7 protein-coding genes are annotated in these 12,845 nt (G+C 56.3%); 3 read left to right on the top strand and 4 right to left on the bottom strand.

Features of this window, described 5'->3' with window-relative positions:
* Positions 1–22: 22 nt before the first annotated feature.
* The 4 genes from greA to carA are packed head-to-tail and all read right to left on the bottom strand — an operon-like array spanning position 23 to position 5,533.
* A complete protein-coding gene (gene greA / locus AXE65_RS07490) occupies positions 23–496 on the bottom strand; it encodes a transcription elongation factor GreA (protein WP_068390294.1) in 474 nt (157 codons plus the stop codon).
* A gap of 16 nt (positions 497–512) precedes the next feature.
* Positions 513–3,728 (bottom strand): carbamoyl-phosphate synthase large subunit, encoded by a 3,216-nt coding sequence (gene carB, locus AXE65_RS07485; RefSeq protein ID WP_068390291.1) that lies wholly within the window; start codon positions 3,726–3,728, stop codon positions 513–515.
* 19 nt (positions 3,729–3,747) lie between these two features.
* Positions 3,748–4,392 carry a leucine efflux protein LeuE gene (leuE, locus tag AXE65_RS07480; protein ID WP_068390288.1) on the bottom strand — a complete coding sequence of 215 codons (645 nt, stop codon included), beginning with the start codon at positions 4,390–4,392 and terminating at the stop codon, positions 3,748–3,750.
* Between the two features lie 10 nt (positions 4,393–4,402).
* Positions 4,403–5,533, bottom strand: a complete 1,131-nt coding sequence (carA, locus tag AXE65_RS07475; RefSeq protein WP_068390285.1) for a glutamine-hydrolyzing carbamoyl-phosphate synthase small subunit — start codon at positions 5,531–5,533, stop codon at positions 4,403–4,405.
* A 280-nt stretch (positions 5,534–5,813) separates the two neighbouring features.
* Here carA and AXE65_RS07470 point away from each other — a divergent pair, with 280 nt between their 5' ends.
* The 3 genes from AXE65_RS07470 to AXE65_RS07460 are packed head-to-tail and all read left to right on the top strand — an operon-like array spanning position 5,814 to position 12,844.
* Positions 5,814–7,130 carry an SrfA family protein gene (locus AXE65_RS07470; protein ID WP_068390283.1) on the top strand — a complete coding sequence of 439 codons (1,317 nt, stop codon included), beginning with the start codon at positions 5,814–5,816 and terminating at the stop codon, positions 7,128–7,130.
* 6 nt (positions 7,131–7,136) lie between these two features.
* A complete protein-coding gene (locus AXE65_RS07465; protein WP_068390280.1) occupies positions 7,137–10,115 on the top strand; it encodes a virulence factor SrfB in 2,979 nt (992 codons plus the stop codon).
* Complete coding sequence (locus AXE65_RS07460; RefSeq protein ID WP_068390276.1) at positions 10,112–12,844, top strand: putative virulence factor; 2,733 nt, start codon at positions 10,112–10,114, stop codon at positions 12,842–12,844. Before AXE65_RS07465 ends, AXE65_RS07460 begins: the two co-directional genes overlap by 4 nt.
* Position 12,845: the final 1 nt, after the last annotated feature.

Genomic DNA, 12,845 nt, shown 5'->3' with positions numbered 1-12,845 from the left:
CCAAAATGGGAGAGGGTAGGCTTTATAAGTGCTGCACTTCAATAATTTCGTAATCGACCACCCCGCCCGGGGTTTTTACGGTGACGGTATCGCCTGCTTCTTTACCGATTAACGCGCGGGCGATGGGGGAGGTGACGGAGATTTTGCCCTGTTTAATATCCGCTTCATCTTCGCCGACGATTTGGTAGCGCAGGCTTTCATCCGTCTCGCAATGGGCAATCTCGACCGTTGTGCCAAAAATCACTTTGCCGCTTGGTGGGATTTGGCGGATGTCGATAATCTGCGCGTTGGAGAGTTTCGCCTCAATATCGCGGATACGTGCTTCCGCCAAGCCTTGTTGTTCACGCGCGGCGTGGTATTCGGCGTTTTCTTTTAAGTCACCGAGTTCGCGGGCGGTGGCAATGGCCTGGCTGATTTTTGGGCGTTCGGCCAAAAGTTTGGCGAGCTCCTCTTCAAGGGCTTTAGCGCCGGTGGCCGTCATGGGGAATTTAGTCATTGTTTAATCTCTTTATTTAAAGCTGTGCGTGCAGGCTTTGCAGGCGACGAACGCTTTGTTCACCGCGTGCCGCCAGCGCATCACAAACGGCTTTGCCTGCTTCCAGTGTGGTGGTGCAGTAAACCTTGTGTTGCAGGGCGTTACGGCGGATGGAGCAGGAATCGCTAATCGACTGTCTGCCTTCAGTGGTGTTGATAATCAGGCTGATTTCGCCGTTTTTAATCTTATCGACGATATGCGGGCGGCCTTCGGTGACTTTGTTGACGCGGGTGACCGTTAATCCGGCTTGCTCGATAAAGCGCGCCGTGCCTGCTGTGGCGACCAGTTCAAAGCCTAAGTCAAGCAGTCCTTGTGCAAGCTGCGCCGCTTGCGGTTTATCGCTTTCGCGCAGGCTGATAAAGGCCGTGCCGGATTCGGGCAATAGCTCGCCGGCGGCAAGCTGTGATTTGGCGAAGGCTTCGCCGAAGGTTTCGCCTACGCCCATCACTTCGCCGGTGGATTTCATTTCCGGCCCTAAAATCGGGTCTACTCCGGGGAATTTGTTAAACGGGAAGACCGCTTCTTTCACGCAAAAATAGGGCGGGATGACTTCGCGGGTAAAGCCCAAATCCGCCAATTTTTCCCCGGCCATCACGCGCGCGGCGATTTTAGCGAGCGACTGGCCGATGCACTTGGAGACAAAAGGCACGGTGCGCGAGGCACGCGGGTTGACTTCAATCACGTAAATCGCTTCGCCCTGAACCGCCATTTGTACGTTCATCAGGCCGATTACGCCAAGCTCCAGCGCCATTTTGCTGACCTGTTCGCGGATTTTTTGCTGGATGTCCTGGCCAAGCGAATAAGGCGGCAGCGAGCAAGCCGAATCGCCAGAATGCACGCCCGCTTGCTCGATGTGCTGCATGATGGCGCCGATCACCACTTGCTCGCCGTCGCACAGCGCATCGACATCCACCTCAATGGCGCGGTCGAGGAAGCGGTCGAGCAAGACCGGACTGCCCGCGCTGACTTTAACCGCCTCGCGCATATAGCGGGCGAGTTCTTCTTCTTGATGGACGATTTCCATCGCGCGACCGCCCAGCACATAGGATGGGCGCACGACCAGCGGGTAGCCCAGCTTGCGTGCGTATTGCAGCGCTTGTTCGGCGCTGCGTGCGGTCGCCCCGGGCGGCTGCGCCAGAGCAAGCTGTTGCACCATGGCGGCAAAGCGCTCGCGGTCTTCGGCGCGGTCAATGGCATCGGCTGAAGTGCCGATGATGGGAACGCCTGCAGCCTCAAGTGCACGGCAGAGTTTGAGCGGGGTTTGCCCGCCGTATTGCACAATCACGCCCTTGGGTTGCTCGATACGGACGATTTCCAGCACGTCTTCCAGCGTGACCGGTTCAAAGTACAGGCGGTCGGAAATGTCGTAGTCGGTGGAGACGGTTTCCGGATTGCAGTTGACCATGATGGTTTCATAGCCGGCCTCGCGCATGGCGAGCGCGGCATGCACGCAGCAGTAGTCAAACTCAATACCTTGGCCGATACGGTTGGGACCGCCGCCTAAAATCATGATTTTGTCGCGCGAAGAGGGCGCGGCTTCGCATTCTTCGTCGTAGGTCGAATACAGATAGGCGGTGTCGGTAGCAAATTCGGCGGCGCAAGTGTCCACGCGCTTATAGACCGGCAGCACGTTAAGGACTTGGCGTTTAGCGCGAATATCGGCTTCGCTGGCATTTAGCTGTTCGGCTAAGCGTGCATCGGAAAAGCCTTTGCGTTTTAGTCTGCGTAAATCGGCTTCATTTAAGTCGTTTAATGCACGGGATTTAAGCCGTTCTTCCTCTTCAACCAAATCCTGCACCTGCACCAAAAACCAGCGGTCGATATGGGTGAGTTCAAAGACTTCATCCAAGGTTTTGCCCAAGCGAAAGGCATCGGCTAAATACCAGATACGCCCTTCACCGGGTACCGTCAGTTCGCGCCGAAGGGTGCTTTGAGCCTCTGCCGAGTTCGGCTCAAGGCGTGGATTTAAGCCCGTTGCGCCGACTTCCAGGCCGCGCAGTGCTTTGTGCAGCGATTCCTGGAAGTTACGGCCAATCGCCATGACTTCGCCGACGGATTTCATTTGCGTGGTCAGGCGAGCATCGGCTTGCGGGAATTTCTCGAAGGCAAAACGCGGGATTTTGGTGACGACATAGTCAATCGACGGTTCAAACGAAGCCGGCGTACGCCCGCCGGTAATGTCGTTGGCCAGTTCATCCAGGCTATAGCCGATGGCAAGTTTGGCGGCGACTTTGGCAATCGGAAAACCGGTCGCTTTCGAGGCGAGCGCCGATGAGCGCGACACGCGCGGGTTCATCTCAATCACCACCATGCGCCCATCTTTAGGATTAACGCCAAATTGCACGTTGGAGCCACCGGTTTCTACGCCGATTTCGCGCAGCACGGCAATCGCCGCGTTACGCATGATTTGGTATTCCTTGTCGGTCAAGGTTTGCGCCGGGGCAACGGTAATGGAATCGCCAGTATGCACGCCCATCGGGTCGAAGTTTTCAATCGAGCAGACGATGATGCAGTTATCCTTTTTATCGCGGATCACCTCCATCTCGTACTCTTTCCAGCCGATCAGCGACTCGTCAATCAACAGCTCATTGGAGGGTGACAGCTCCAGCCCACGCGTGCAGATTTCCTCGAATTCTTCGCGGTTATAAGCAATGCCGCCACCGCTGCCGCCCATGGTAAAAGACGGGCGAATAATGCAGGGAAAGCCGACCTCGGCCTGCACCTGCCAAGCCTCATGCAAGCTGTGCGCAATACCGGCACGCGGGCAGGCAAGGCCGATTTTGCGCATGGCGGCATCAAAACGCTCGCGGTTTTCCGCTTTATCGATGCTGTCGGCATTGGCACCAATCATCTGCACGCCAAAATGGTCCAGCACGCCGTGGCGCTGCAAATCCAGCGCACAGTTAAGCGCGGTTTGTCCACCCATTGTGGGCAGCAGCGCATCGGGCCTCTCCTGTTCGATGATTTTGGCGACGGTTTGCCAGTGGATAGGCTCAATATAAGTGGCATCGGCCATGGCCGGGTCGGTCATGATGGTCGCCGGATTGGAATTGACCAAAATCACCCGAATGCCTTCTTCTTTTAGCGCCTTGCATGCTTGTGCGCCGGAGTAGTCAAACTCGCACGCCTGACCAATAACAATTGGGCCTGCGCCGATAATCAGCACGCTGTTAATGTCTGTGCGTTTAGGCATGGCTTAACCTTTAAAAAATCTAATAAGAAGAAGCGGCGGCGAGTTTAACGCCAAAGCCGATAAACAGACCGCCAACACTGCCACTGGCTGCGGCGGCAAGTTTTTGGCGGCGGGTAAACCAAGCGGCCAGCCGCACGCCAAAGAAAATCAGTAACGCTAAATAAAGCAAACTGGTTAATTCTAAAATCGTTCCCAGCAATAAAAAAGACAAAGCCGGATGGGGATAATTCGGGTCAACAAACTGGATAAAAAACGACAAATAAAAGGCAATGGCTTTAGGATTGGAAAGACTTAAATACAGCGCTTTGGAAAATACCGCGCCGTTTGCAACTCGGGCTCTTGGCGCGTCCACCATTGACATGCGCCGCAAGCGCTGCCAGCCGTCTTTAAGCATCCCTGCGCCCAGCCAGCATAAATAAGCGGCGCCTGCGTAACTTAATAGCTGAAACAACAGCGGCGAGGCTTTTAGCAGCGATGCCAGCCCCAGCGCGGCGAGCAGCATTAACAGCGCATCGCCGATAAACACGGCACTGGCCGCCCGCCAACCCGCCGCCGTGCCGAGTTTTGCGGAAACCGCCAGCACAAACAAAGAGTTGGGCCCCGGCAGCAGGATGATAAAGACCGTACCCAGCAGATAAGTCCACAGGTCGGTTACGCCAAGCATCGGATAAGCCTTAGCGCATCATGCTGTGGACAAAGCGGTCAAACAGACCGGCGACATCATGCGGGCCGGGGCTGGCTTCAGGATGGCCTTGAAAGCTAAAGGCGGGCGCATCGGTGCGTTCAATGCCTTGTAGCGTGCCGTCAAATAGCGAGCGATGAGTGGCGCGAAGCGTCGCCGGAAGGCTCGCCTCATCCACCGCAAAGCCGTGGTTTTGACTGCTGATCAGCACCTCGCCAGTCGCCAAATCCTGCACCGGATGGTTGGCGCCGTGATGGCCGTGTTTCATTTTGACCGTTGTTGCTCCCGAGGCGAGTGCCAGTAGCTGATGACCCAAGCAGATACCAAAGATCGGGATGCGACTTTGCAGTAGTTCGCGCGTTGCGTTAATCGCGTAATCGCAAGGCTCGGGGTCGCCCGGGCCGTTGGAGAGAAACACGCCATCGGGCTTTAACGCCAGCACCTCTTTGGCCGGCGTTTGCGCCGGAACCACGGTGATCAAGCAGCCGCGTGCCACCAACATGCGCAAGATATTGCGCTTAACGCCAAAGTCATAGGCGACCACATGCAGCGGCAGTTCGTCCAGGGTGCGCACGGGATGGCTGTCGGTTGCCAAATCCCACTCGCTTTCACGCCATTGATAGGGCGCACGGCAACTGACTTCTTTGGCTAAATCCATGCCTTTAAGGCCGCCGAAAGCGCGGGCAAGCTCCAGCGCCTTATCGATACTGGCCTGTTCGCCGCTCATGATGCAGCCGTTTAGTGCGCCTTTTTCACGCAGCAGACGGGTCAAGCGGCGAGTATCAATACCTGCAATGGCAACCGTGCCGTTTTCCTTGAGATAACCCTCAAGCGATTGCTTATTGCGCCAGTTGCTGGCCAGTAGCGGCAGGTCGCGGATAATCAGCCCCGCGGCCTGTACGCGCACCGATTCGCCGTCCTCAAGATTGGTGCCGGTATTACCGATATGCGGGTAAGTTAAAGTCACCAATTGGCGGGCGTAAGACGGGTCGGTCAGGATTTCCTGATAGCCGGTCATCGCGGTATTAAAGACCACCTCGCCAACGGCAAAACCTTCGCCGCCAATGGCGACACCCTGAAAAACGCTGCCGTCCGCAAGCGCAAGAATGGCGGGCTGTGTCAAGAAAACCTCCGAAAAACAACGAAGCAGCAGATAGTAAAAAGCGGAATGACTGTGCTGTCATCCCGCTTTGCGTTGGCTTACAAATCCTGTCTGCAATTTTAGTGGCCGCACTAAAGCGGTGATTTTAGAGAAAAGAGGCGCAAAAATCCACAGGGATTATCAATAAGTCAGTGATGACGTTTATATAAGCGCCCGGCGAGTGTAGGCGTCTCTTGTAGTGGGAACTGTGACTTGGGCATACTACAAGGCTTGCGCTAAAGGGACAGACGGAGAGCACAATATGCCCGGAGCATTGCTGCGTAGCGGGGGAGCGCGGGAGTTTCAGGCGTTGGGGGCGGATGGGCAGCCGGTCTACAGCGCGGCCTTACCGCTGCGTGAAACCATCCGCTTAAAGCTGGGCACGGATGCGGCCAATTGTTTGGCATTGGTGCAACCCAGTGAAAGCGGCGAGAGCTTTGATTGGTATGGGCCCTTTGCAGGCGATGTGATCCCTTGGAGTTCGGCGACCGACGAAGAGCGCCGCGACGCGCTCGCCAAGCTGGAAACCCTGCGCACTGAGCTGCTCGCTACCGCACAGCAGATGCAAGACGATGCCGCCAATCGCGAGAAGCAAATTTTCGCCCGTCTACTGCGCGAAGCGGTGCATTTCCCCAGTAGCGAGCATGTCTATCTGGTTGATGGCAAGCCGGTTGTAACCTTTTGGGGCTTTGCCGCACTGGGGGCGCAAGCGTCCAATCCGCTGCTCTATCTGCGTCCGCCGCCGCCTGCTCCTGCCGCGCCTGCTCCTGTTGAAGCCGCCGCTGTTTCGCCGGCACCTGTGCCCAAGAAAAAATCCTTCTGGCGTTGGTTACGCTGGCTTTTGCTTTTATTGTTGTTGCTGCTTTTACTGCTGTTTTTGCTGCGTGCCTGTGCGCCACAAGTCAAGCTGCCCTTTGGGCTGGATGACATCGATTTGCCTGGGCTGCCCGGTACTCATTTGCCGGATATGCCAGACATCGGTTTGCAGGCACTGCCAGGCATCAATGGGGGTGGCGCTAATACGAGTGAGAATTTGGACGGCTCAGGCGCAGCAGAGGACAATGGCGCATTACCGCAAGCGGATAACCCTGCCGCCGAGACGCCTCAGTTGCAAGGTGCCGAGCAGCAAGAGGATGGACAGCCGCCCATGCCGCCCGCTGCTGCAATGCCGCCTGTACAACCTCAGCGGCAAGGCGATCCGTTAGCCATTCCGCCGCAAGCCATAGAAAACGGTTCAACCGATTTCCTTAACGGCAAATGGCGGGCGGGCGCGGGCATTCAGGATGCGCAGACCGGCCAGCCGCTGCGTTTGGATTATGAGTTCGAAAACGGCCAGGGCGAGGTACGCATCCAGCGCGCTGATGGTGTGGAATGCCGTGGGCCGGTTAGCGCGACCATGCAGGGCGGACGACTGGGTATTAACAGCCAGGACCAGGCCCGTTGCAGCGACGGCAGCCGCTACAGCATGCCGCAAGTGCAATGTGAAAGTGGCAAAGGTGAAAACGCTGCCGACTGCCAAGGCAACTACCAGAATCAGCGCATCCCCATGAGCATGCGAAAAAACGAGAACGGAAAATAACGCCCTATGTTTGCGCAAAAGATGGATTACGAAGAGCGCATCACTCTAGTGATGGGCAGCGGTGTGCAGTTTGTGGATTTTGTTCTGCAACTGGATTTGCGCCGCCAAATGCCGGGTGAATTTGTTCGTCCGGCACCGGATGCACCGCTGGCACGGCTTAAGTATGACGAGCGCAGCAACAACTTTTACCATCCGGCTGAACCCGGCAAAGCGGTGGGCGCGGATTACAGCGTGGCGCTGGAAACCTCGCTCAGCCTGCTCGAAGGTTTATGGCTGCCGCTGCCGTTTTTTCGCTTTACCCCACCCAGGCATTTTGACGCGGCTGGCCCGCTTAACTGGGTGCGGGCGCGACTGCTCGCCTTGCCCGAGGCGGATGTAGACGGCAATACCCATTGTTTGACCTTCGCCTTTGATACGCGCGTACTGGAACGCCGCGAAGGCACTGCTTACCTTGCCCCGAGCGAGGCAGACATTCGCGCAGGCGCTGCCTTTGCGCTGGCGCACCAATCGGATGAAATGGGCTGGTTTCTCGATTTGGGCTGGGTAGACGGCTGGCTGCGCGAAGTATTTTGCGAGCAGGCCAAGTTGCCGCCACTGCGCATGCAGCCGGATGACATCGAAGACGAATGCCAGCAGCTTTATCACCAGGCGCATTACCTTAACTTTTTGCACCTGCTCGGCACGGCGCTTAGCTTGCCAGAGGTCAAACTGGTCTCCAATCAAGCTAAAGACCTGGTGCCGATTGCCGTGGACCTGGTGCTGGATGTCGGCAACTCGCGCACCTGCGGCATTTTGATTGAAGACCATCCGCAAGAAAGTGATGGTTTGAGCAAGCGTTACGAGCTGTGCCTGCGCGATTTAAGCCAGCCCGAACAGGTTTACCCTGAGCCTTTTGAAAGCCGTGTGGAATTTGCCCAAGCGGTGTTTGGCAAAGACCATTGGTCAGCGCGCAGTGGCCTACGTGATGCTTTTCAATGGCCGACCATTGCCCGCATTGGCCGCGAGGCGGGCAGGCTGGCTTCCAGAAGGCGCGGCACTGAAGGCTCGACCGGGCTTTCCAGCCCCAAACGCTACCTGTGGGATGAGGACGGCTACGGTCCTGGCTGGCGCTTTAACTGCGCCTATGTCAAGACCGACATTGAGCCACACGCCACCGCCGCACCGGTTGCCAGCCTGATTAACGACAAAGGCCAGGCGCTCTACAGCCTGCCGCCGGATGACCGCATGCCGGTATTTCATCCGCACTATTCACGCAGTTCGTTAATGTGTTTTATGCTCTGCGAGGTGTTGGCGCAGGCGCTGATGCAAATCAACAGTCCGGCGCAAAGGCTACGTATGAGCCATTCGCGCGTGCCGCGTCATCTGCGTTCCATTATCCTGACCGTGCCGCCGTCCATGCCCAAGCCGGAGCGGGAAATTTTCGCCAAATCCATGGAACAAGCGGTTGGATTGGTGTGGAAGGCAAACGGTTGGCATGGCGCCGATGAACCTATCCAGTTAAGCGACGAGTCAAGCCGCCAAAGCGCCCGCCCGTCGTTGCCGCAAGTGCATGTACAGTGGGACGAAGCAACCTGTGCGCAAGTGGTCTACCTGTTTAACGAAACGCAGAACCACTTTGCCGGTCGCCCCGAAGAATTTTTTGCCGCCATGCGCCGCGCAGGCCGCGTACAAAACAACGGCCTGTGCATTGCCTCCATCGATATTGGAGGCGGCACCACGGATTTGGTGGTTAGCGAATACCTGCTGGACGAAGGGCAGGGCAGTAACGTTTATATCAAGCCGAAACAGCGCTTTCGTGACGGCTTTAAGCTAGCCGGTGACGACATCCTGCTCGATGTTATCGCACTGTTTATCCTGCCCGCGCTGGGTAGCGCCTTGCAGCGTTTTGGCCTGAATAATGCCGATGCGCTGCTGTCGCGCTTGATTGGCAGCGAGCCGCTTTCGGTACAAGAAGGCGTATTGCGCCAGCAGCTTACCCTGCAAATTTTCGCCCCACTGGGGCTGGCGCTGCTTAAAGCCTACGAGCACTACGACCCGCTGGAGGAGGCCGTGCAGTTTACCGGTACCTTTGGCGAACTGCTGCCGGGCGATACGCCAACGGCGGATGTGCTCGATTACTTTGCCAGCGCCGTGCGCCGCGCGGCAGGCAGCCCGCCTGAGCGCTTTGACATACTGAGCGTGCCGCTTAATGTCCTTTTGCGCCGCGTGCACGAAGCCTTTATCAGCGATCGGATGAACATTGCCAAACCGTTAAAAGCACTGTGCGAGGTGCTTGATCAGTACTCGGCGGACGTGCTGCTCTTAACCGGTCGCCCGTCGCGCTTGCCCGGAGTGCAGGCGCTTTTACGTAAATTCCTGCCGCTGCCGCCTTCGCGCATTGTCCCGCTTAATCATTACCGTACCGGCGGTTGGTATCCGTTCCACAAAGAAGGACGCATTGAAGACCCCAAAACGACCGCTGCGGTGGGGGCAATGCTGTGTTTACTCGCGCATAAACTGCGCCTGCCCAACTTCTTCTTCCGTTCGACGGAATTTCGCGCTTATTCCACGCTGAAATTTTTAGGGCAAATCGACAACAACAATCTCATCAAAGAGGCCAACGTCTACTTTCGCGATATTGATTTGGATAATCCCGATTACCAATTGCCGGATACGACCTTTGAGATGCGCGGCACACTGCGCCTGGGGTTTCGCCAGCTTGAAAGCGAACGCTGGGCTGCCGCGCCGCTCTATGTGCTTTCCATCGAGAATGACAAACTGCGCGAGCGCGTGGCCTCGCAAGGGCTGGTGCTGAAGGTGCGCCTTGGCATCAAACCCTCACGTAATCAAAGCGAAGGCAGCGAAACCTTTGAATTTTTGGGCGCTGAATCAGAAAGCGGCTCAGTGAGCCGTGCGCATATTCGCCTGCGGCTTAATACCTTGGATGACAGCGGTTTGGCTGAGACCCATTACTGGCTCGATAGCGGGAGTGTATTTCGCAAATGACAGACCCTAAAAAGCTGGCCACCGACTGGGCGAGCCTCTACCAAAATGCAGGAAAAGCCATTGAATGGACGCAAACCACGCGAAGCGCTGCGCCAAGGCTCGATAACGAAGCCGATGACCTGATTTTGAGCTTGCGCCGTATCCGCAATAACGCCAAACGCTTGGGAAGCGTGTCTGAACTGCCGATTACGGTGGGTTTTTTCGGTATGTCGCAAGCGGGCAAGTCCTACCTGGTTTCATCGATGGTCGCCGGAAAAAACGGCAAGCTGGAAACCTTGCTAGATGGCAAACGCCTGGATTTTCTTCAACATATCAACCCGCCCGGCGGCGGTGTGGAGGCCACCGCACTGGTTACTCGCTTTACCCGCACGCAAGTACCAACGCCTGAAGGTTTTCCGCTGAGACTAAAACTTTTTAGCGAAGTGGAAATCGCCAAAATACTGGCTAACTCCTTTTTTAGCGATTTTGACAAGGGCAAAGTCCAGTATCGCTTTGATAACGGGCGCATTGCCCAGGTGCTAAAGGAGTTGGACAAGCGCTGCGTAAACTCAAAACAGAGCGTGCCCGGCGTGACTGAAGATGACGTGGTTTCACTCTGGGATTATTTACAGCAGAACTTCTCGGCACTGCTGACCGATTTACCGAACGATTATTGGGCAAGCGCAATAAGACTTGCGCCAAAGCTTGACGGCAGTGGACGCAGCCAGTTGTTCTCCATTATCTGGAATGAAATCCCCGAACTTACCCGTACCTATCAGGATTTTGCGCAGACACTGGCGCGCCTTGGGCATGCCGAAAGCGTCTTTGCGCCACTGACCGCCCTGGTGCACGAAACCGAAAAAGGCGGGCTGTCACAGTCTGGCAGCATGCTCAATGTCGATACGCTGAACCGATTAGGGCGCGATCAAAAGGCTATTAGGGTATGTCCGAGCAAAGACGGTGAACTTGCGCAAGAGGTCGAGCTTCCCCTGTCACAACTGGCGGTGTTGACCACTGAGCTGGTGATTCCACTGCTTGAACCGACCGCACAGCCTTTGTTTGAACAGGTGGACTTGCTGGATTTTCCCGGCTATCGCGGCAGGTTTAAAGCATCGACCTTATCGATGGAGGGCATGAAAGTCGAAGTCGGTGGGGAAAACCCCAATGCCGTCGCACAAATGATTTTGCGCGGCAAAGTGGCTTACCTGTTCGAGCGCTATACCGACAACCAAGAAATGAACGTGCTGATTTTTTGTACTTCATCCGATGTTCAGTTGGAACTTAACAACAACGTCGATGAGGTATTAACGCACTGGATTGAGAAAACGCAAGGAGCCACTCCCGAACAACGTGCCAGGCGCAAACCCGGTTTGCTTTGGGTGATCACTAAATTCGACATCAGGCAGGCGCGAGGGCTAAGCCAAAACGAAGACATCTTAAGCAGTAGCTGGGGGCGTGGTACAGGCATGCTCAAAGGCTGCATGCTGGAGCTGTTTGGCAAACATTCTTGGCTGATCGATTGGAGTAATGGCGCGCCCTTTGCCAATACCTTTTTGGCGCGCAACCCGGTGATGGACGTCAGTTTTATTGAGAAGGATGCGGATAATCGAGAGCAGGGCATCAGCGCCAACGCCGAAACACAGCTTGCGCTGATGCGCAAAACCTTTTGCGAAGATGAAGCCGTACGCCTGCATATCCAAGACCCCGAAGCGGCTTGGGATGCCGTACTTGCGCTAAACGAAGGCGGCGTGGGTCGCATTGCTCGCTATTTAAGCGAAGTGGCGACACTTGAGGTAAAACTTAAGCGTATTGCTGAACAACTGGATGAAATCCTGCTGGGCTTGGAAAGCCGCCTGGGGCGCTGGTTTCAAGGTGAAGGCAGTGGGGAACTGGCGAAAAAACGGCAAATCGCTGAGCAAATCTCCCAAGCCATCTGGCCGCGCCGCGCACTGCTGGGTGAGCTACTAAGCCATCTAGAGCTGCCGCCTGAACTGCTGCGCCCGCTCTATCTGCGAGCAGAAGAAGAGGCGCCGCCGGACGATCAAGCGGCCAGCGAAACCATGCCAACCGCTGCCAGTGATGGGGCGCTCGACTTGGGTGACAGCGAGGATGACGATCAAGGCTTTGACCTGTTCGGCAGCACGAGCGCACCATTGTTTGAAACCAAGGCCGAAAAACCTGCCGCGCGAGGTAGCGACGCACAGTTTGCCAAAGCCGTACTGCGCGAATGGATAGCCCATCTGCGCCATTTGCCGGAAAACCTAAAGCTGATGAGATTTTTAGGCTTTGACAAAACCGCCATTGAAGCCTTGGTCGATGAACTGATCACCGCCGCCAGTCGTCTTGACCTGGAAGGCCTGTTGCTTTCAGCCGTCACCAGCGTTGAGCAAATCGGCACACGCCGTGAGCAACTGGTCGGTCGCCAAGTGCTGGTCGCCAGCAACCTGCTGGGCGACTTTATCGGCTGGCTGGGCTTTGCAGGCAAACCGGCGAGCGAGCGTCCCACCAGCAAAATCGCCGCCGGTAAACCGCTGTTTGAGCCGCCCGCTACGCTTGGCGAAAACGCACTGCCGCAACTGGCCGAAAAACCGCGAGACTACACCCGCCAATACATCGGCGACTGGCTGGTAGGTCTTGGGCAAATCTGCCAAGACAACGCCGGGCACAGCGCCGGACTTGAAATCAGCATCGAACAAAACGAAGCCCTCGGTGAGCTGCTCACCACTTTACGTAGTCTGCATCAGGGGTAAA

Source organism: Ventosimonas gracilis (genome assembly GCF_001580025.1).
Classification (GTDB): Bacteria; Pseudomonadota; Gammaproteobacteria; order Pseudomonadales; family Pseudomonadaceae; genus Ventosimonas; species Ventosimonas gracilis.
This window is presented reverse-complemented; position numbering and strand designations above follow the sequence as displayed.

Coding starts and splice junctions, on each gene's coding strand:
- greA (WP_068390294.1), bottom strand. CDS start 496: ATGACTAAATTCCCCATGACGGCCACCGGCGCTAAAGCCCTTGAAGAG.
- carB (WP_068390291.1), bottom strand. CDS start 3,728: ATGCCTAAACGCACAGACATTAACAGCGTGCTGATTATCGGCGCAGGC.
- leuE (WP_068390288.1), bottom strand. CDS start 4,392: ATGCTTGGCGTAACCGACCTGTGGACTTATCTGCTGGGTACGGTCTTT.
- AXE65_RS07470 (WP_068390283.1), top strand. CDS start 5,814: ATGCCCGGAGCATTGCTGCGTAGCGGGGGAGCGCGGGAGTTTCAGGCG.
- AXE65_RS07465 (WP_068390280.1), top strand. CDS start 7,137: ATGTTTGCGCAAAAGATGGATTACGAAGAGCGCATCACTCTAGTGATG.
- AXE65_RS07460 (WP_068390276.1), top strand. CDS start 10,112: ATGACAGACCCTAAAAAGCTGGCCACCGACTGGGCGAGCCTCTACCAA.